This window comes from Pedobacter psychroterrae (assembly GCF_004331695.1).
GTDB lineage: Bacteria > Bacteroidota > Bacteroidia > Sphingobacteriales > Sphingobacteriaceae > Pedobacter > Pedobacter psychroterrae.
This window is the reverse complement of the sequence record NZ_SJSL01000002.1, coordinates 159,159-179,141: the sequence shown is the minus strand read 5'-3', so window position 1 is coordinate 179,141 and position 19,983 is coordinate 159,159. Positions and strand designations below refer to the sequence as shown.

10 protein-coding genes are annotated in these 19,983 nt (G+C 40.9%); 4 read left to right on the top strand and 6 right to left on the bottom strand.

Annotated elements, in window-relative coordinates:
* The 4 genes from hisA to EZ437_RS09110 are packed head-to-tail and all read left to right on the top strand — an operon-like array spanning nucleotide 1 to nucleotide 3,032.
* Complete coding sequence (hisA, locus tag EZ437_RS09125) at nucleotides 1–750, top strand: 1-(5-phosphoribosyl)-5-[(5-phosphoribosylamino)methylideneamino]imidazole-4-carboxamide isomerase (RefSeq protein WP_131595524.1); 750 nt, start codon at nucleotides 1–3, stop codon at nucleotides 748–750.
* Between the two features lie 18 nt (nucleotides 751–768).
* Nucleotides 769–1,524 carry an imidazole glycerol phosphate synthase subunit HisF gene (hisF, locus tag EZ437_RS09120; RefSeq protein WP_131595522.1) on the top strand — a complete coding sequence of 252 codons (756 nt, stop codon included), beginning with the start codon at nucleotides 769–771 and terminating at the stop codon, nucleotides 1,522–1,524.
* Entirely contained in the window at nucleotides 1,521–2,108 is a 588-nt protein-coding gene (gene hisIE / locus EZ437_RS09115) for a bifunctional phosphoribosyl-AMP cyclohydrolase/phosphoribosyl-ATP diphosphatase HisIE (protein WP_131595520.1), read from the top strand. Before hisF ends, hisIE begins: the two co-directional genes overlap by 4 nt.
* 24 nt (nucleotides 2,109–2,132) lie before the next feature.
* Nucleotides 2,133–3,032 carry a WD40 repeat domain-containing protein gene (locus EZ437_RS09110; RefSeq protein WP_131595518.1) on the top strand — a complete coding sequence of 300 codons (900 nt, stop codon included), beginning with the start codon at nucleotides 2,133–2,135 and terminating at the stop codon, nucleotides 3,030–3,032.
* An 8-nt stretch (nucleotides 3,033–3,040) separates the two neighbouring features.
* On the opposite strand, the gene EZ437_RS09105 is transcribed toward EZ437_RS09110, so the two are convergent.
* From EZ437_RS09105 to EZ437_RS09080, 6 genes are all read right to left on the bottom strand, one after another.
* A complete protein-coding gene (locus tag EZ437_RS09105) occupies nucleotides 3,041–3,520 on the bottom strand; it encodes a hypothetical protein (RefSeq protein ID WP_131595516.1) in 480 nt (159 codons plus the stop codon).
* Between the two features lie 454 nt (nucleotides 3,521–3,974).
* Entirely contained in the window at nucleotides 3,975–6,830 is a 2,856-nt protein-coding gene (locus tag EZ437_RS09100) for a porin family protein (RefSeq protein WP_131595513.1), read from the bottom strand.
* A gap of 6 nt (nucleotides 6,831–6,836) precedes the next feature.
* Entirely contained in the window at nucleotides 6,837–8,105 is a 1,269-nt protein-coding gene (locus EZ437_RS09095; RefSeq protein WP_131595511.1) for a 6-bladed beta-propeller, read from the bottom strand.
* 49 nt (nucleotides 8,106–8,154) lie between these two features.
* Nucleotides 8,155–8,361, bottom strand: coding sequence for a hypothetical protein (locus EZ437_RS09090; protein ID WP_131595509.1), 207 nt, complete (start codon nucleotides 8,359–8,361; stop codon nucleotides 8,155–8,157).
* Between the two features lie 63 nt (nucleotides 8,362–8,424).
* A complete protein-coding gene (locus EZ437_RS09085) occupies nucleotides 8,425–14,190 on the bottom strand; it encodes an alpha-2-macroglobulin family protein (protein ID WP_131595507.1) in 5,766 nt (1,921 codons plus the stop codon).
* Between the two features lie 41 nt (nucleotides 14,191–14,231).
* Nucleotides 14,232–19,979 carry an alpha-2-macroglobulin family protein gene (locus EZ437_RS09080; protein ID WP_131595505.1) on the bottom strand — a complete coding sequence of 1,916 codons (5,748 nt, stop codon included), beginning with the start codon at nucleotides 19,977–19,979 and terminating at the stop codon, nucleotides 14,232–14,234.
* Nucleotides 19,980–19,983: the final 4 nt, after the last annotated feature.

Sequence of the window (19,983 nt, the reverse complement as noted above, 5' to 3'; positions counted from 1 at the left end):
ATGTACATAATTCCTGCAATTGATATATTAGATGGCAAGGTAGTCCGCCTTAGAGAAGGCGACTACGACCAGAAAACAGTGTATGATGTATCTATCGCTGATATGATAGACACCTACAAGTCGAATGGTACCGAGTTTATTCATATCATTGATCTGAACGGTGCAAAAGGTGATTTCAGCAATCAAAAGGAGCTTTTTGAGATCATTAAAAAAACAGATATGCGGGTGCAATATGGAGGCGGTATCCGTACCATTGAGCAGGTAACGAACCTGCTGGATGCTGGTATCCACCGTGTGATTGTAGGAACCCAGGCCATCACCAATCCGGATTTCCTTGCGGAACTGAGTGCTGAAGTGGGTAAGAAATATGATTATGCCAATAGGATTGTCATTGCCATAGATGTACTGGATGAAGTAATCAAGTATTCGGGCTGGATGGAGAGTTCGCCGATAAAACTAATGGATTATGTGGACAAATGCCTGCAACTGGGATTTTTCAGGTTCCTGTGTACAGACATCAACAAAGATGGAAAACTAGGCGGAGCTGCGATAGATCTGTATAAAAAATTGCTGGACCACTCTCCTTTTATCAAACTGATCGCTTCAGGTGGGGTTAGCTCCATGAACGATATCGAAGAACTGGATAAACTGGATATCCGTTCGGTAGTAGTAGGAAAGGCTATTTACGAAAAACGCATTTCGATAGACGAGATTAAAGAGTGGAATTTAAAGCAAATGACCTCTTTGTAATGCTGAATTCTAACAAACATGCTTAGTAAGCGCATCATTCCCTGTCTGGATGTAAAAGATGGACGCACCGTGAAAGGTGTCAATTTTGTCGATCTTAAGGATGCGGGCGACCCGGTGGAACTTGCCTGGCAGTATGCACAGCAAGGGGCAGACGAACTGGTTTTTCTGGACATCACAGCTACGCATGAACGACGGGGCACCACCATTGAAATGGTTAAATCTGTAGCCCGGCAGTTGAATATCCCCTTTACCATAGGTGGAGGGATTACTTCGGTGGCAGATGCTGAAGCTTTATTAAATTCGGGCGCCGATAAGATCAGCATCAACTCTGCAGCGGTGAGGAATCCTGCATTGATATCAGATCTGGCTAAGGCATTTGGGGTACAGTTTGTAGTGGTTGCGGTAGACACTAAGTTCGTGGAAGGGCGTAATATGGTGCACCTGAATGGCGGGCGTTTGATTACAGAACTGGAAACAGAAGACTGGATTCTTCATGCGGAAAGTTTAGGTGCAGGAGAGATCCTATTGACCTCTATGGATCATGACGGCACCAAGAACGGATTTGATTGTTTGCTATTAGACAAGATTGCCAGGAGTATTAATATTCCGGTTATCGCCTCTGGCGGAGCAGGAAGGATGGAACATTTTACAGAAGTATTTTTACAGACAGGTGTGGATGCTGCTTTGGCTGCATCGGTATTTCATTTTGGTGAGATCCCTATTCCTGTGCTGAAAGAAGAATTGAAAAAACACAACATACCGGTAAGGTTATGAAAATAGATTTTGAAAAAACACAGGGTTTGGTTCCTGTTATCATACAGGATGAGCAGACCCTGGAAGTTTTAATGCTGGGCTATATGAACCAGGAGGCATGGGACAAAACACAGGCTGAGGGAAAGGTGACTTTCTTCTCACGTACCAAGGACCGCTTGTGGACCAAAGGCGAGGAAAGTGGCAATTTCCTTTTTGTGAAGGAAACGCATATAGACTGTGACAACGACACTTTACTGATCAAGGTAAGCCCAGTGGGCCCAACTTGTCATACAGGTTCGCGCAGTTGCTTTAAAACTGACTTTAATCACAACTTCATCTTTGAACTGGAACAGATCATTAAAGACCGGTATGAAAACCCTGCTGAAGGATCGTATATAAACAAACTCCGCAAGAAAGGCCTTAACAAGATCGCACAGAAAGTGGGTGAAGAAGGGGTAGAAACTGTAATAGCAGCATTGGCTGAAACAGATGAAGATTTTGTAAATGAAAGTTCCGACCTGATGTTTCACCTGCTGGTATTGCTGAGGGAAAAAGGAAAGACCCTGGCCGATATAGGTTTGAATCTGGAAGGACGACATAAATAGTCTTCTAAACAAAACATACCTGCGATGCTAAAGCACTTACATACACTTAGCGGTCATCAGAACCCAATATATACCCTGGCAAATACTGCCGGGGGAAATGGATTTTACAGCGCAGGCAATGACAAGGGCGTAGTGGAGTGGTCGCTGGACACGATGACTTTTGTAAAGGTACTAGTGCCGGTGCAAAGTTCTGTGTATGCATTGCATCGCTATGAAGACCTGCTTTTTATAGCCCAGAGAAGCGGACTGATCCTTGTTTTTGATACTTTGTCTTCAACATTAGTATCCACCCTAACTTATCATAAGAAAGCTGTATTTGACATCAAGACCATTTCATCCAAGGATGAACTGATCAGCACAGGTGAGGACGGCACAGTGGCAGTCTGGTCGCTCAAAGACTTCTCTTTGCTATACACCTTCTCTGTGATCAGCGACACGGTGCGCACCATTGCCATTAGTGGTGATGAAAGTGAGGTGGGCCTGGGTTGTAAGGACAGCGTGATCAGGATCTATAACTCTTCAGATTATGGACTGATAAAGGAGCTGCGTGCCCATAAAATGCCGGTTACATCGTTACAATACTCGCCAGACAGGCGCTTTTTAATTTCAGGAGGCAGGGATGCACAGTTGAAGGTTTGGGAATTGCCTGATTATGAGCTGGTGAATAACATTGGAGCCCATATGTTTGGCATTTATGCCATAGCCTACCACCCTACCCAGCCTTATTTTGCTACCTGCAGCCAGGACAAAAGCATAAAGCTCTGGGGCGCCCATGATTTTAAACTCTACAAGATACTGAGCCTTGAAAAAAACACAGAAGGCCATTTTCATTCCATCAATAAACTGATCTGGAGTGCGGATGGTAAATACCTGATTTCTGCAGGTGACGACAGGCAGGTGATGGTGTGGGAGTTTAATTCTTAACTCCGTTTTCAACCATCTTCCCTCAGTTTGCGTATTTGTTCTAAAGCAATTACATCAATCTGATCTTTAGGGCGGTTAACGGCCTTTTTATTTTCAATCAAATGGTTTATATGCAGAAAGGGAATCTCAATTCCTTCCAGATCGGCAATTGAGGCAATCTCTAAGCATTCTAAAAATGAGAGATCTTCCACTCCTTTCATTGAAGTCATTATATCAAGTTCGATTTCGTTGTCAATGTAGAAACTAGTCCAGCCAGGCACAAACTGCATAGTTTCCAACGAAGGAAAATCGCCATATTGCAATTCATTAAAGGCTTTGCGAAGATTCTTGCGATTTTCTAAGGTATCACCCAGCCAAATATCAAGGTCATCTGTATTACGGTTAAATCCGTGAAATCTGGTAGCGAATCCACCGACCATTATATATTTAACACAATGTTTATTTAGTACTTTCCAAAAGCGAAGCAAGCCCTCATCTAGAACATCCATAACTATTTATGAGTAATTTTAGCTTTCTTGAGTACATTATTCGTCCGCAGCATCTTGGTAAATAACAGAAATTTTTCCATGTCAGGCCTAAAAACATCATGTCGGAGTTTTTCTTCCTCAGACAAATGTCTATGATAGTCTTCCCGTGGCTCATTAAGTATATTTTGATCTTCTTTCTTCATATTAGAAAACACCTTGACCAAAATTACGTATAATGTAAGCCATTACCAATGGGTATCTTCATTAATTGACACTAACTTTCTTTATTCCCTCTCTGCCATAAAACACAAAATACATCATTTCAGCCTTTGCAGGATTCAAGATATAGTTGCCCGAATATCTCGGCATAGTTCGATGTTAAGAAGCAGCAAAAAGCATAGAAGTTTAGTTATTTTTATCGCATTGTTAAGTTACATCACACTTTAAATAAAAGATATATGCTTCATAATACGCCCTAAAACAAATAATTTCTTGAGCCAAACATCCGGGGATAATAAGCTAGAGAAAACATAAAATATTGCTGCAAAACATTAACTGTCCCCTGCGTTATACTGTTCCCATTGCCCGAATTTATCACACTTTTATTTTGCCGCAACAGATCCAATGCAGAAAACTTCAGCTCGGCATTGTCGCCCTTCAAAAATCTGTAGGCAACATCTGCATTCCAAATGATGAAGTTGACATCTCCGGAATAACTGGAGGTACTTCTGTTATAGTTTACTATACTGCTCCAATACACCTTTTTCGGCCAGTTAACTGCTGCATTGGCCGAAGTGCTGAAGTTCTTGTAACTACTTGATATGGAATTAGTCTGTCTGGTAGAGAAGGTATTGAGCGACTGCCCGCCTCCGAACTTAATCCAGTGTTTGTAGGTATAGGACAGCGAAATATGATGACTGGTACTAAAGCTCTTTGTCAGAATAGGCATAGCGTTTACGTAAGCGGGATTGTGAGCATAATTTAAATCGGCCTGGAGGAATGTCGTTAACTGGTTTTTCTTTAGCTGATAGGTTTTATACAGAAACCCCGAATAACCTGCATATTTATTTCCCGACAGGTTAACGTTGTAGTGGGTGTTGCGGCCGACAGCATCATATAAACTGCTATCACCAATAAAATTTTTTATAGTCCCCGCATGAATTGAAAAACTTCCATTGCCGCTATTCTTACCGCCCATTAAATAATGTTCCAAGCTCAGGGAAATCTCATGCTTTGCTGACGGGGTTAAGTCGGGGTTACCGACATGCCGGTAATAAACATTTGAACTATCCACCAATGGAGCAAGCTGATAAATATTGGCATAGATAAAAGATTTGGCATATTTCAACGTATAATTACTTTGGTAATGCCCAATTCGGGAATTTCCGAAACTGATACTTGATTCGGGAATAAACCTGGTATAATTAAGATCTACCTTTTGAAAATCCTTATCTGATGTATGATGCTGATCAAACAACTGACCTTGCAAAAGCAGGTTAAAGCCAAATGTGTTGTGATAACGGTTAGCAAGTCCTTTAGTGAAACTTCTGCTAAGTGACAGTGCCGGCTTTTCATTGATCGTTTGGTAATTGCTGTTGTTGGTCAAATAGTTGTTAACTACCAATTGCCCGTTTTGATTGAAATCACCGACCTTTGCCCTTTCATTAGAATTATAGGCAACAAAAGTATTCTTGAAATTGATATTGACCAATTGTGTACGTAGTTTCAAAAGCCGCTTGATATCTGGCAGGTTGGCATTAATCGTATGTGTGGTATTATGGTAATCTGTTTTATATTGTCTGTCGAAGAATTGATCTTTACCCGCTTCTGTTGAAGAAAAATCAGTTTTACGTCTGCTGTCATCGTTACCCTCCGAATTTTTCAGAGTGTACTGAACATCAAAATTAAATGACTTTGAGTCTCTACCTTCATCGTACCTTCTGTTGTCCAACTTCAGGTCTAAATCCATCGCTGTTTGCCATCCTGAATTATCCTGTCGGGCATCGCTCCTGCTTTCGATTCCCGTCCCAGTATTAATAGATTCTGCAAGCTGTGTATTGATGCTATTTTTATTACTTGTATTTAAAGCGTAACGTGTCGACAGACTGCGATGTTTTCCCTTGAGTTCATAGGATGAATTGAAACGATGACTGTAATTGCCATTACTGGAGGTGCCTGTTTTATCCTGAACTAACCGATTGTCGTTGTTGAGGTTATCTACTTGCCGCACTTTTTCCAACACCTCATTCTGCGAGTTGAAAAATAAATAATCAGACCTCAACTTGTTACTTTTATTAATCTCATGCGCCAATGTATAACCTGCGGAACTGAAAACGTTTAATCCACGCTGCCGGAAATCAGAGTGATAATCTACATCAACGCCAACTCCTTTAAATGAACTGTACCTCATAAGTGTACTTACATCATATGCAGTCTTGTTAACATTGTTTCGTGCCCCCACTATGCTAAGCTGGGTTTTAGGACCATAAGCACTAAGCATACCATCGATTGCAAATCGTTTGTCTGTTCCATAGCCACCACCAATCTTACCAAACATTCCGCTTTTCTTGTCCTTTTTCAATACAATATTCATGTTTAGCGGGGGATTTTCATTTGCATCTTCATTCGGTGCCCCTTTGTCTTTATATACCTGAATCTTATCTACTATATTTTTAGGAAGGTTTTGCGTGGCAATCCTGGAATCACTACCAAAGAAGGGCTTTCCTTCTACAAATAAATTGTTCACCTTTTGTCCGTTGACTGTAATAAGTCCATCACTCCAGATCGTCACTCCAGGAAGTCGGCGTAAAAGGTCTTCAACCACCGCATTAGTGTCCAATTTGAAGGCGTCAGCATTAAACACCAAGGTATCGCCACTCATCTCCATAGGAGGTTTTGCGGTAATATTTACCTCCTTCAGGTTATTTTCCGCCCGCTCTACATTCAAGTTTTTTAAGTCTATAATCTTCAAATCTTTTGGAATCAAAAATTCCCGTTGGTGCGGCTGATAGCCCACATAAGTCGTTATCAGTTTTAGCTTAATCCCAATTGGGATCTCTTTGAAATGAAACTTACCGAAGTTGTTTGACAACTGATAACTTAGCAACTGATCATTATCAGCTTTATAAATAGACAGCGTGGCCGAACGCAGTACCCTATTGAACGCAGAGTCACGTACAGTGCCATTTACTTGTCCTACATAGGTTGAATCTTTCTTTTGGGCATACAGCTGTGAAGCAAAAAGAAATAAGAAAAGAGTACACAGGTGCTTAAAAGTCCTTGTGGTCATTGATATTGACTGAAAGAGTAGTGGAGAGCGTTTCGGATTCATCAAGTGTTAAAGCTGGTTTTTAAATTTAATTCTCAACAGTACAGGATTATCACGATCCGATCCCTTGCTGAAATAGTGCTTCAATACCTCATTATATACAGGTTTTTTATCTTTATTCTGTTCCCAGGCCCTAAACATCTCTACAGATGAGAATTGACAATAAACCTGCTTTCCATCTGAGGCCAAAAAGCCTCTGACAACTCGAACTGCTTCGTGGATGGGCAAAAAGAAAGTCTTATCGTCAGTAAGAATATTGTCATACGAAAAAAGCATGCCCGACTTTAGATTGTAGAGCAAATTGGATTGTCTGTCATTTCCATTCCAAGTGTGGGCCTTAAAGACCAAATTATCCTCTAGCAAATAACAATGATTCAGCATGTAGATGATATTCTTATTGTTCTCAATAAATTTCCTCCTGTTATCACGAAAAGCGCTGTCTCTGACATACCCCGCTGGAAGTGAACTGAACATAGGTAACAAAATCTTAAACAGTTGCCGAACCGTGTTTGGTGTAACCTTATAAATATTATATTCACCAGGTTTGGTATAAAGAAATGAGGTATCGTTCCCCGCATTGGTGAATGTTGGGTATGAGGGATAGTTGTCCTCTGCATATTTATATTCCTGTACATCATAAGGGTAAGCTGCAGCATACTTTTTCTTAAAATCTTTAACATATTCAACAAGATACCTGGCTTTGACCCTGGATGTGTCTATATTATAGCCTAAGGAACTCACCACTTCATCTGGCCCAATAAATTCATAGTCGGACAAGTAAGGGTCCTTTTTATAGTCAAAGGGCTCTTCCTTTAATTTTTTACCATTAAAATCATAGATAATATACTTGCTTCCTGTTCTGCTCCCCTTATAATATACAATTTCCTTTTTCCATTTATTGACGTTGAAGCTGTAGATGGCATTTTCGCGATTCGCATTTATACTGCCACCAGCTACTTTGGCATGATACTTACCTTCTTTAGTAAATAAAAGAATGCTGTTGGTATTTTTATCGAGGATGATAAAATACTGATCGGTCACCTCCATTTGATCTATACTTCCAAATATACTTTCCCTGGTAGTTTCCAAGGGAATATATTCAGCGCTTTCAAAAACTTCTGATGCACTTCCACCATATGAGTTAGCAGGATCTATACGAAGTTCAACTACCATGGAGGTATCAATGGGAATAACCCGTTGGGCAAGTATGGGTAAAGGCAGTGTATAAAGCAGCCCAAAGAATATTAACCGGCTATAAGTTTGAGAGTAAGAGCGCATATTTGGTTGATTTACACAATAATAAAGAATATTTTTGAATTACACTTGCCTAGATTTTCTTTATAAATGGCTTGTGAGAAATAGATGCGTTTTTCATCGTCATGTGAATCTTATACAGTCTTGTTGCGAACTCAAAACGTTCTTTATAACTGCGGCTCAAGCCATCTTTAAGTAATTGTAATTCACCTTCAGCAAAGTCTGAAAGGTAAGCTTCCGAAGGCTCACTAAGCATGTTCTTATTTTCTTCTTTCTTCATTGAGGATACACAGTATACAATTTTACTCAAAAATAGCGTTCAGAAACAAAATGGCAAACAAATTTAATTGATCCCTACTTTCTTCATTCCTTCCCTTCCATAAAACACCGGGAAATACATCATTTCGGCTTTGGCTGGGTTTAGTGTATAGTTCCCAGAGTACCTTGGCATGAGTTGAACGTTAAATGTATATTTTCCCTGTTTCAATTTAGTGCAGAATATTGAGGTCTTATTTTTAAAATACTCCCGATGCGTTTCTACCCCCCAAAAGCTTTGTACCTTATTTTCATAGGAACAGCCTGCGGGGATGGGTATTTCTATCATTACATAATCTGCATCGGCACTGACTTCGACTTCCACTTTTAAGTAGGCAGTAGTTCCTCCTTTTAGACTTTTAACTTCCTTCTCATCTTGCTGGAAGATTGACTTGACCTTAAAGCCTTTATTCACATTTGCTGGATTGGGGTTATTGAATTGCTGATAAGCGCTGAAATAAATCGGTGCAATTCCTTTTTTACTGATGCTCAGTTGGTTTGGAGCTATTACTTTGGTAAAAGGAAAAGTGATGACGGTTTCTTCATTGCCCAGCACTAAGGTTGGTGCTTCAGGCTTTTTTCCTTCTACCATCAGGTCCGGAAGTATGGTTTCCATGATCAGAGAAGATTCATATGTATTTCGCCATTGTCCTTCCTTACGCTGTTCCAGAAAGTAACGGGTGATTTTATCCAATTCATTTGGGTATCCACCGTTTGTTTTCAGAACTTGGTAAGCCAGCAGCGTATTTTGGACACTGTTATCCCAGAAATTGGTGTTTAATTCGCCCCAGTATATATTCCCAAATACCGTCGACTTGTGTTGTTTAAGCAACCACTCAATATCTACTGGCTGATTGGACTGTTGTTTAAGTTGCATAATCATCAAACGGTGATAAAGAGCAGGCTCCTTTTCAGCGTTCAATTGCCTCTCGGCTGATCGAATCCAGTCACCCAAATCATATTTTGGATCGATGGTCCGCATTAGGCGAGCAGAAAACAATTGGTCTATATTTTTTCTGGCCCCCAACTGACCACTCACGTAATTAATCAAAGAAGCTGTATTCAATTCCACATCAAAACCGGCTTGTCTTGCCATAAGCAATGCTTCCACTACGTGTCCGCTGATCCACATCTCTGTATCGCTATCCCTCCACCAGCCCCAAGCACCAAAGGCCCCCTTGCTATTCTGCAGATATTTGATGAGTTCCCTGACATTCCTTTCACCCTTGAAATTTTCACCTAAGAATTTCCTGAGCTTTTGTTCCAACAACAGCCCCTTAAGTTTGGAAGCTACTTGTTCGTTACAGAGGTATTCATAGTTGCGCAGTTTTTCCATTTCGTCCAGCAGTACCGGGAAAACTGAAGTTTCTGCATGTAAAGTCACCTTTCCTAACGCTGGATCAAAAGAATAAGCTACAGTCGTATCGCTGGTCAGCGCATTAAAGTACCCTTTGGTTTCAGTTACACCCTTAGGCAGCAAGGGAATTTTGCGGAGCTCACCGTCAAAATAACCGCTGTCCTGCTGCAAAGTATACTGAAATTTCAGACTGTCGCCCTGCTCAGGGGATGTAATAGAAATGGTATCAATGTGTGCATTTTTAAAGGCCAGCTGCCCCTTCAGCAATTCCTTGTCGTTGTACACAAAACTCCGTACCATCCGCTCCTGGCGGTCGTTGTAGTTCATCAACTTTCCAATCACACTGATTTGATCACCCGCCAGAGCAAACTGAGGTGCGACAAAATTAGCGCTCAAGCTTTTGAAAGACCGGATGAAGGTTTTAAAAAACCCAGACTGTTTGCGATCATTTACAGCGTAAACCCGGGTGTTCCAGCTGGTAATGTCATCTGGAAACTTCACTTTAAAAGTTGCAATTCCCTTTTTGTCGGTCAGCAGTTTCGGCTGCCAGAATGCAGCATCAGAAAAATGACTGCGCATGGTCTGCTGCTGTTCAGCAATCTCATTCTCTGTTCCAAAATACTGGGTACCATTGGTTTTAAGCAAAATCACACCATTTTTTCCGAGATCTCCATACATTGACAACGCTGTTTGGTCGCTCAGTACTTCAATGGAAATGATGGCGGATTGATCGATGTCGGCAAGATTTCCTTTAAACGGCTTACCATCTACAATGAACAAGGCATTTGAAGTTAGTTTGGTTTCGTTAAATGAACTCAACCCTCTTATATTTACCGAGCCCCTCATTCCGGGTGCACCGGAATTATTATCTATGTTCAATCCGGCTACCCTTCCCTGTAACAGTTGTTCAATATTGGCCACAGGTGCATCTTGCATCCTTTTATTTTTCCTATTCCCGACATATCCACGAATAACGACTTGTTCCATTTCCCCACGGCTCTCTGTCATTGCAATGCGCAGGTCTGCACGATTGGTGATCTTTACTTTTTTGTTGTCATAACTCACGTAAACAAATGTGAGAATTCCTTTCTTCGGTAACATCAAATCAAAAAAACCATTGCCATTGGTGTGGCAAATGGCTACGGGTTTTTCTCTAGCGGTTTTTTGATAGTAAATTGTCGCCCCAATGATGATTTCAGAAGTACTTGCATCAACTACCACTCCACTCATCCGGTTAACAAATTTGGTCTTTTCAAAGATATTCGGAAAGATCTGCCTCCCAGGTATTTTATAGTTGTAAGCATTAATACCCGACTTTCCTGTATATACCTCTTTAATACTCCTATCCAGCTCATTACTCAATTCATCAGCAGGAAGTAATGGCTTGCGCTTCAGCAATAGGTAATTGCTGCCACCGCCTTTAATCAAATAGTTGTCCAACACAAAATACTGGTTGTCTTTAAACAAAAATACAATGCGGTACCTACTTTCGTCTAATGGCGGGAAATACATATTCTGGCCTCCATAAATCTGCCTGAATTGTGCATCATCTTGTTTGTAAATGACAATATTCTTGAGATAATTGCTCATTCGGGTAATCGAGGTATCCAGTTCGATCTGTAACTGTCCGGTATTGGTACCAATAGTTTTCGTGATATTGGGATAACTACGATTCCGGCTCGACAGATCCATATAATCATTCCAGATGCTATCGATCTCTCTACGATTGATCGGATTCTGATGATACTGACGTGCCTTAGCGCTGGTATTGACATAAGGAATCCAGTTATTGGCAGAATCGAGAACTGCAGTCTTTACCCCATCGGCCATAAAAGTATAAACGACACCTGACTGCCATAAGAATGGCAAATTTAAAAGCCCTGATTTAAATACCAGGTTCTTTTCTGCAACCGGCCCAATCCGCAGCACTTTCCTTGGAATCGTATTTGGAGGAGGATTCAACAACAAGTCTTCTTTTCCACCGGAAATAATCGCTTTATTACGCTCAAAATTCTCCATGACATAGAGTAGGTGTTTTTCCATTTCCTGCAGGCGCCTGGTAAATTCAAGAATTCCTATCTTTCTTACCTGTGCTTTGGTATTTGCAAGATTGGAAGCAATTCCCATGATGGTTTTGAAGCCACTCTTAAAATCATGCTGCATAGTAATATGATGTGTGAGTGTTAGGATTTCAATTTTATGGCGGCCAGGACTAACCTGGAATGCGTAGTGACTAAGCTGGTCTGCATTGACGTAATAAACAGGTTGGTCATCGACGTAAACAATATATGCAGGATCTATTTGCCCTTTTTCAATCGCAAATGGAACGACCACCGCCTCATTGCTTTTAATACTTTCCTGACCGATATACAGTTCATCGGGGTAACTGAACTGATAATAAACGATGCTGTCCAATCCGAATTTCTGATGCCATTTACTCCATTCCAGCGGCACATTGCCTAGTTTTTCCAACGGGAACGGACTGGAAGGCAATGATTTTGCGGGCCTTATCTGGGCTGCTTCGTTAATGGCCAGTGGATATAAATCACTTTCCTCCGGGAACTTTGCTGTATAAGCATAAGCGGTAAGATCTGTATTGGCTACTGGTTTTGCCTCCATATCGGTGACCTTCACTTGCATTTGTACAGTCTCACCCGGATAAACCACCTCGGGTGCCTCCAGGCTAATTTTTAGGTCTTGTTTGTTATAAAAAGCCTTCCGATTGGCGTACTGCATATTTCCTTTCCAAAGGTAGCCTATACTGATTTCGGCCATTTCATTTTCATGGAAAGCCATGGCTGTATCCAGTTTGATGGTATATCCCCTCTCTACTGCCTTGTCATTAGCAAAAACGGTATACCAAAATGGAATGTGCTGTGCATTGCTGATGTTGAGCTTAAGAGAATCCTTGCTATGAGTCGCGCTAAGTTTGAAATCAGCCATAAAATAGTCAAAATTTGAAGAATATTCCGTCCCATCGACTAGCTTTACAGAGTACCCGAGCGCCTGGGGGTTGAAAGGAAGCCTTGCAGGAAGAATAACCTCTGCAGAGTCCTTATTTTCAAAGTTGCTAATTGTCGTATAGAGTTTAGCCTTTTGTTGCACCGTTTGCCCATTGTGGAAGAAGTCGATGAATACACTATCAGCTTCTAGTCTGGTTACCAGTTCTTTCTTTTCATAATTGTAGTAGACGTATCTTTGTGCATTTCTTACTTCATTGTTACTGTTCCGAAAAGTAAAATCTACCGTCAGGCCCATGTTTACTTTAGGAAAGATACTGTCTGGCAACACCAATTTGGTTTCTCCCAGGGGATCCAGATTCAGACTAGTCGTCCACAATACCGACTTTACAAAATCAGAATTAGCAAACCGTTGGGTAACATTTCCTGCATTGACAGCAACCGCTACTCTACCATCTGGAATGGCTAAGCCGTTTTCATCTGTGGCTTTAAGGTAAAAGGTAATGGGTACACCCGGATACTGCTGTGTTTTATCAGAGCGAACAAAAAAGGAAGTAGAATTGAGTTCATAGTCTTCATAATTAATTGTTCCGGACGAGATCGTCGCCCATTTATTTTTATTCCAAACCTTAAAATCAATTGTATAACTATTGTCCAACTTTAGTTTCATGCTATCGGCCAATACAAAACTGCCTTCGTAGCCCCCTTTCCAATACGGCTTTATAGTAACGACCAGGATACTATGCTTACCATCATGTCTCAACTCGACTCTGAGCGGCTTATTTTTCAGCGCCTTTCCCGTTCGGGCTACCAAGAAAGCCTTGAATTTAACACTATCCCTTGGTTTGTATTTGGGTTTGTTAAAGATCACTTGGCCAATGTATTTGTCGTTAAATGCCTCTTCATTCCGTTGGGAATTGGAATCTTTTTTCTTTTTGCGGGCAGGCTTTTGATAATTATATGTAAAACAATTGTATACACCTTCATGAACCACGCTGAGTAGTTTGATCTTGGTATTTAAACTTCCGATGTAAGATCGAGATATGGGATCGAATCGCAACTTTTTACTCCCTCCCTGAAGTACATCAGCATTATCGATCGGTTTGCCATTCAAATCTGCAACAATAAGCCTAAAATCGTCTCCGTCATTGATAAAACTAATCTTTACATTCTGCACTGCTACCAACCTGTAGTCGAAGTAATTTTTAACGACCTTCACATAAAGGTAATTCCCATAGGGAAGCTTTTTGGGATAATCGAACTTAAGATCATGCTTAAAAGAGTCGACCAAGCTATGCAGCATGTCCTTTTCCACGTTTAGAGCAGGATCAGCAGCCATATCAAACGCTTCCTGATTGGTCAATCTGTAGACATAGGTATATTGGCTGGAAGTTTGGCTGGAACTGAGTTTTTTCTGACCATAAGAGCTGCCGATACCACAGGCCAACAGAAAAAGAATAAAGAAGAGTCGTTTCATTAAAGTGGCTTTATGTGAACTACAACATATTTAAATTAATATCATTTGATTATTACCTTCTTCATTCCCTCTCTGCCATAAAATACAGGAAAATACATCATTTCCGCCTTTGCGGGATTTAAAATGTAATTACCTGAGTATCTAGGCATCAGTTCAATATTGAAAGTATACTTCCCTTGCTTCAGTTTAGTGCAGAATATGGATGTTTTGTGTTTGAAGTATTCGCGGTGTGTTTCAACACCCCAGAACGCTTGCATCTTATTTTCATAGGAGCAGCCTGCGGGGATAGGTATTTCTATCATCACATAGTCGGCATCGGCGCGAGCCTCTACTTCCACACTAAGAATAGTCAATTTACCAGGCTTTAAGTCTTTGACCGACACGTTGCCTTGTAAAAAAGTAGTTTTTACGTTAAAGTCTTTGCTCACTTTCTCAGGTTTAGGATTATTGAACTGCTGAAATGCAGTAAAGTAAACCGGAGCATCCCCTTTTTTTGTTAATGTTATAGCCTTTGCGGGTTCGATGATGCTGGTATATGGAAAAGCTGTTATCGTTTCTGAATTGTTCAACGCTATGGTGGCGGGCTCATGCTTCTTACCTTCGGCAATAAGATCCGGAAGTATTGTCTTGAGGATCAGCGAAGATTCAAATGTATTTCGCCATTTCCCGTCTTTTCTTTGTTCCAGAAAATACCTTAAAATAGCATCCAACTCATTCTTATGTTTGTTTGTGGCCTTTAGTATTTGATACGCCAAAAGCGTATTCTGAATGCTATTGTCCCAGAACCTGTAACCGGAAGCACCCCAGTAGATATTGCCAAACATGGTTTGCTTTTTTATAGAAAGTAACCAGTTGATGTCTACAGGCATGTCTGCCATCTGTCTCAGTTCCATTATCTGCAATTTCTCATATAGCGGCTGCTCATACTCAGGATGCTGCTTTTTTACCACCAGGCTTTGCTTTTCTATAGCTTGGATCCAATCTTCGATATAATATTTCTCGTTCAGCATCTTTAAAAGTCTGACCGCATAGATCTGGTCAAAACTGTTTGTTCCTGCCAATTTATTGACCAGGTAGGCGTATAACTTATCCTTATCCAGCGAAATGGTATATCCTTGCTTTTGTGCTTCCAAAAGGGTTTCTACCACATGCAGACTGATCCACATTTCCTCTCCGCTATTTTGCCACCAGCCCCAGGTACCTTCAAGGCGTCTGTTTACCTGAAGCTTTTTTAGTAATTCCTTGATGTGCTTTTCTTCTTTAAAGTCCTGACCAAGGTATTTACGAACTGTTTTCTCTAACAGTAATGCCTTCAGCTTTGAGGCGAGTTGCTCATTGCATAAATACTCATAATTGCGCAACTTCTCCATTTCATCCAGCAGAGTTGGAAATACTGAAGCTTCTGCCCTCAAAGTCACCTTGCCCAGATCTGCATCAAACTGATACGTGATGGTGGTATCTTTCGTCAATGCGCTAAAGACCCCTTTGGTTTCTGTCATTCCGGCTTGAAATAATGGAATCTTTCTAATTTCCCCGTCGAAGTAGCCATTGTCCTGCTTCATGGTATATTGAAATTTCAGGCTATCGGCTCCGCTTTTACCGCTTCCCCTGGCTAGTACAGCCATGGTGTCTATGTGAGCGTTTTTGAAAATCACCTCGCTGCTAAGGAGCGCAGTATCGTTAAAGCTGAATCTGCGGACGGCCTTTTCATTCATATTGGTGTAGTTCATCAGTTTGCCGATCACATTTATGGAATCTCCTGCTATAGCAAAAATTGGAGATACAAAATTGGCACTTAGGGTCTTGAATGATTTGATGTTTGTTTCCAATAGTCCTCCTTGTTTCCTACCATTCATGGCCACCAATCTGGTAGTCCAGTTGGTGATGTCATCAGGGAATTTTACAGTGAATGATGCTTTACCTTCATTGTCGGTGATCAACTTAGGCTGCCAGATAGCGTAGTCAGAGAAATTGGTACGCATGATAGAATTGTCCGACTGACCTTCCAGAGGTGTAGCCTGCAGCAGGTTACCTCCTTTGGTTTTGATCAAGATTACCCCATTGGCAGCCTTGCTACCATATATTGCTGTGGCGTCGTCCCCTTTTAAAACATTCATTTCTGCAATGAGATTGGGATCGAGGCTACTGATGTCCTTGTCGTATGGCAGTCCATCCACAAAAATCAGGGTTTTAGTTGAGTTTGAAGCGGTAGATAAGCCTCTTATACGGACGGCAGCCTGAGAATTTATATTAGTGCCATGTACTATAAAACTTGATCCGGTGGTCACCGACCTGGTCCTGGGCGACTCGCCCGCTACTACCACTTCCTCCAAAAGGTTATTCATTTCGTTGAGCACAATCTCCCCGACGTCCATGTTAGCTATGTCGATTTCGACGCTTAGAAAGCCAATATTTGTAAAACGGACTTTTCCCTTTTTAGGAACTTTGAGCTGGAAATAGCCAAGGTTATCTGTAGTGGTCCCGTGATTGACAGCTACAAGTTTGACAGATACACCAGGAATTGGCTGTTTTTCTTGATCCAAAACACGGCCCTTCATTGTGAGGGTGAATACTGAAGGGTCAAAGTATAACTCATTGAGCCTTTCAGAAACCAAATCTTTGACATAACCCGCATAAATATTATTGAAACCAACTGATTTGATGTATTTGTCTAGCTTGACACTCAAACTATCTGCGGCCTGAACTTTAAGATCTTTCCATTGAAAATAATTTGTTCCGTTAGCAAAGATCTGAACATCATGTGCCACGAAATAGCGGTTATCCTTAAAAAGATATAAAACCCTGTACCTACCCTCGTCAAGTGGACTGAGGTAGCCAACATTTCCAGGATGTACTTGTAAAAATGATGGCTCATCGTTCTTATAAATAATGACATTTTTCACAAAAGGCATTGCTTTTACAATGCTTGAATCTAATTTCATCTCCACCTTCCCGGTTTTCCCTATGCCATGACGATTTACATTATTGAAGAGCGGGGTTGTGTGGCTTCGAAGATCCAGATATTCCGACCACAAGCTGTCTATCTCCCCATTTTTTAAGGGATATTGCTTGTAGTCATCAGATCCGAGGGCCGATATCCCCAAACCAGGATTGAAAACATATTTGCCTCCCCATGACTTTTGCTTAATCAGGTTTGGGGAAAAAGTATAAACATAGTCAGGTTCTTTTATGAAATTCTGGTAAAGACTTCCTGAGATAAAGTTCAGGTAGTTCTCTCTAATGGGACCAATTAGCAGATCTTTTTTCGTGGCTACATTAGGTGGTGCATTTAAAAGATACTCCACGTCATCCGTTCTAATTACCGTCATGTTCCCGTTAAAATTATCTTTTACGCGAATCATGTATTTGTTGAGCAACGAGGCTTCAAAATTGGTAAGTTCAGGAGGTGCAGCAGTAACTTTTACTTGCTCATTCAGCAAATCAGCATGGGCACTTATTATCGTCTTAATCCCTTTCTGAACTTCTACGTTTTCCAAAGTAAGTATGTATTCGCTGGTTCGCATGCGGATGGTATGGATACCCGGCCTTACAGAAAAGGCATACCTTTTAAGCTGATCGGCCTGATTAAAAAACACAGGTACTTCATCGATATACAGGATGTGGACAGGCAGGACTTTACCATCCTTTACCGCAAACGGCGCAATAACAGCAGTTGTATCATTATTACGCTCCTCAACGGAAAACAAACTTTTTGTTTGAGTAAACCTGTAGTATTCAATGGTATCCAGGCCAAGCTGCTTACTCCATTTATCCCAGTCCAGGTTCATCCTACCGACTAGTGATAGGTCTTCAAGCGCTCCTCTTTCCTTGAGCATTCTGCCCTGAAAAGTTTTGTCAAAATCCGGGAGGTACACGGTATTCAGTTCTTTAAATTTCGCGGTATAAGCATAGGCTGTCACGTCAGTTCCTGAAACCGGCTGATCGTCAACATCAGTCACTTTGACCTGCATATTTACTTTTTGACCGGGGTATACAATCTCGGGAGCAGTAAGATTTACATTTAAGTCGTAAGGGGAATAACTGGCGCTTGCCTCCCGGCTGAATGGCCACCCATCCAAAATGTCATCAATGCGGATATGGGCAGTCTTACGTCCCGTATGTTTTACTATCGTATCCAGTGTATTTGTATAGCCCCTTAAAAAGATTTTGTCGCCTGAAAACAGTGTATACCAGAAAGGAACCCTATGCTTATTATCTATAATGATCCGGAGTGAATCTTTGCTCTGTAAAGCTGAAATACCTAAGTTGATATTCAAATTTTTGAGCGTCAGCTGATGGGTAAGTCCGCCTTCAGTTTTTATCAGGTAATCACTTGCTGCATAATTTAATTTAATACGCTTGGGAAGTGTTAACTGAACCGAATCCTTGTCATCGCTATATGGATAAGATGTATAGATTACAGCCCTTTGTGAAGTAGAAACACCGTTCACCAGATAATCGATTTGCAAGCTGTCTTTTTTATGGTCTATTTTTATTTCCCTGTTTTGCGTGGTATACTGCAGGCCTATGCTATTTGTGCGGCTTTCATTATTACTGTTTAAAAACCTAGCTATCACAGTGTAATACATGTTTGCATTTGGAAAAATGGTATCCGGCAATATCAACTTGGTTTCTCCGATGGGATCCAGGTTGATGCTTTTGGTCCACAAGCTGTCCTTTACAAATACTTTATTGTCATGGTAAGCAGTCACGGAGCTGCTCTTTATGATTATCTCCACTCTCCCATCCGGTACAGTGAGTTCATTTTCATCACTTGCCTTCATAAAAATAGTTACAGGGCTGCCCCGGCGATGAACCTCCTTATCTGCCCGTATTTTGAAGTCTATCGATTTAAGTTCATAATCCTCATATCTAAATGGTTGCCCTATCACTTCCTTCCATTCCTTTCCTTTATTTTCAAACAGGGCAATAACATAATGATTGTCAAGCGTCAAATCCAAACTGTCACCCAGCACAAAACTGTATTCATAACCGCCTTCATGATAAGGATTTAGCACAGTAAGTGTCTTCCCCGGCCTATCCCCATATTGAGCTAGAAGGTCTACCCTTAGCTGTTTATTTTTTAGCGCTTTCCCTTTCTTAGTGACCAAATAAGCTTTAAACTTTACTGTATCGAGCGGTTTATATTTAGGTTTATTATAAACCATGTACCCTTTATAGTCAGCCACTTTTGACTTTTCCAGAACCGGCTTTTTATTTCTCGGACCCGATACTTTCTTTATCCGATTTCTCTGATATTCGTCCCTTTCAAAGTGAAAGTAATTGCTGATATCATTGTATTTCACAACGATAACTGCTCCATCCGCCACCTTTCGTGTCAGGTAAAGTTTGCTCGCTTCATCATATTTTATCCGCTTTCCTTTACCTTCAATCACCTCAGCTCCGCTGATGAGATTTCCTTTTAAATCCGTTACTGCAAAAGAGAAGTCGTTTTTGTTATCAATGAGCTTGGTGTCTACATTATACACTGGAACAAGCTCATAGCTCAGTTCGTTTTTTATTGCTCTTACATGCAGGTAATTACCGTAAGGTAGTACCCTGGTATATGGTTTTTTAATGTCGTTGTAAAAGGAATCAACTAACGTATGCATAAAGCTGTCATTGATAACAGAACCTGACTTTGAAGCAATCAAATAGGTTTCCTTATCCGTCAAGCGATAAATATGTGTATAATGACCCGCAACGCTACTTGCCGTTAGTTTCTTTTGCGCAAATAAGCTGTTTGCCACAAGGCATAGCAATAACAGAGAGCGTACAAGTTTATCCATTTGG

Coding starts and splice junctions, on each gene's coding strand:
- hisA (WP_131595524.1), top strand. CDS start 1: ATGTACATAATTCCTGCAATTGATATATTAGATGGCAAGGTAGTCCGC.
- hisF (WP_131595522.1), top strand. CDS start 769: ATGCTTAGTAAGCGCATCATTCCCTGTCTGGATGTAAAAGATGGACGC.
- hisIE (WP_131595520.1), top strand. CDS start 1,521: ATGAAAATAGATTTTGAAAAAACACAGGGTTTGGTTCCTGTTATCATA.
- EZ437_RS09110 (WP_131595518.1), top strand. CDS start 2,133: ATGCTAAAGCACTTACATACACTTAGCGGTCATCAGAACCCAATATAT.
- EZ437_RS09105 (WP_131595516.1), bottom strand. CDS start 3,520: ATGGATGTTCTAGATGAGGGCTTGCTTCGCTTTTGGAAAGTACTAAAT.
- EZ437_RS09100 (WP_131595513.1), bottom strand. CDS start 6,830: ATGAATCCGAAACGCTCTCCACTACTCTTTCAGTCAATATCAATGACC.
- EZ437_RS09095 (WP_131595511.1), bottom strand. CDS start 8,105: ATGCGCTCTTACTCTCAAACTTATAGCCGGTTAATATTCTTTGGGCTG.
- EZ437_RS09090 (WP_131595509.1), bottom strand. CDS start 8,361: ATGAAGAAAGAAGAAAATAAGAACATGCTTAGTGAGCCTTCGGAAGCT.
- EZ437_RS09085 (WP_131595507.1), bottom strand. CDS start 14,190: ATGAAACGACTCTTCTTTATTCTTTTTCTGTTGGCCTGTGGTATCGGC.
- EZ437_RS09080 (WP_131595505.1), bottom strand. CDS start 19,979: ATGGATAAACTTGTACGCTCTCTGTTATTGCTATGCCTTGTGGCAAAC.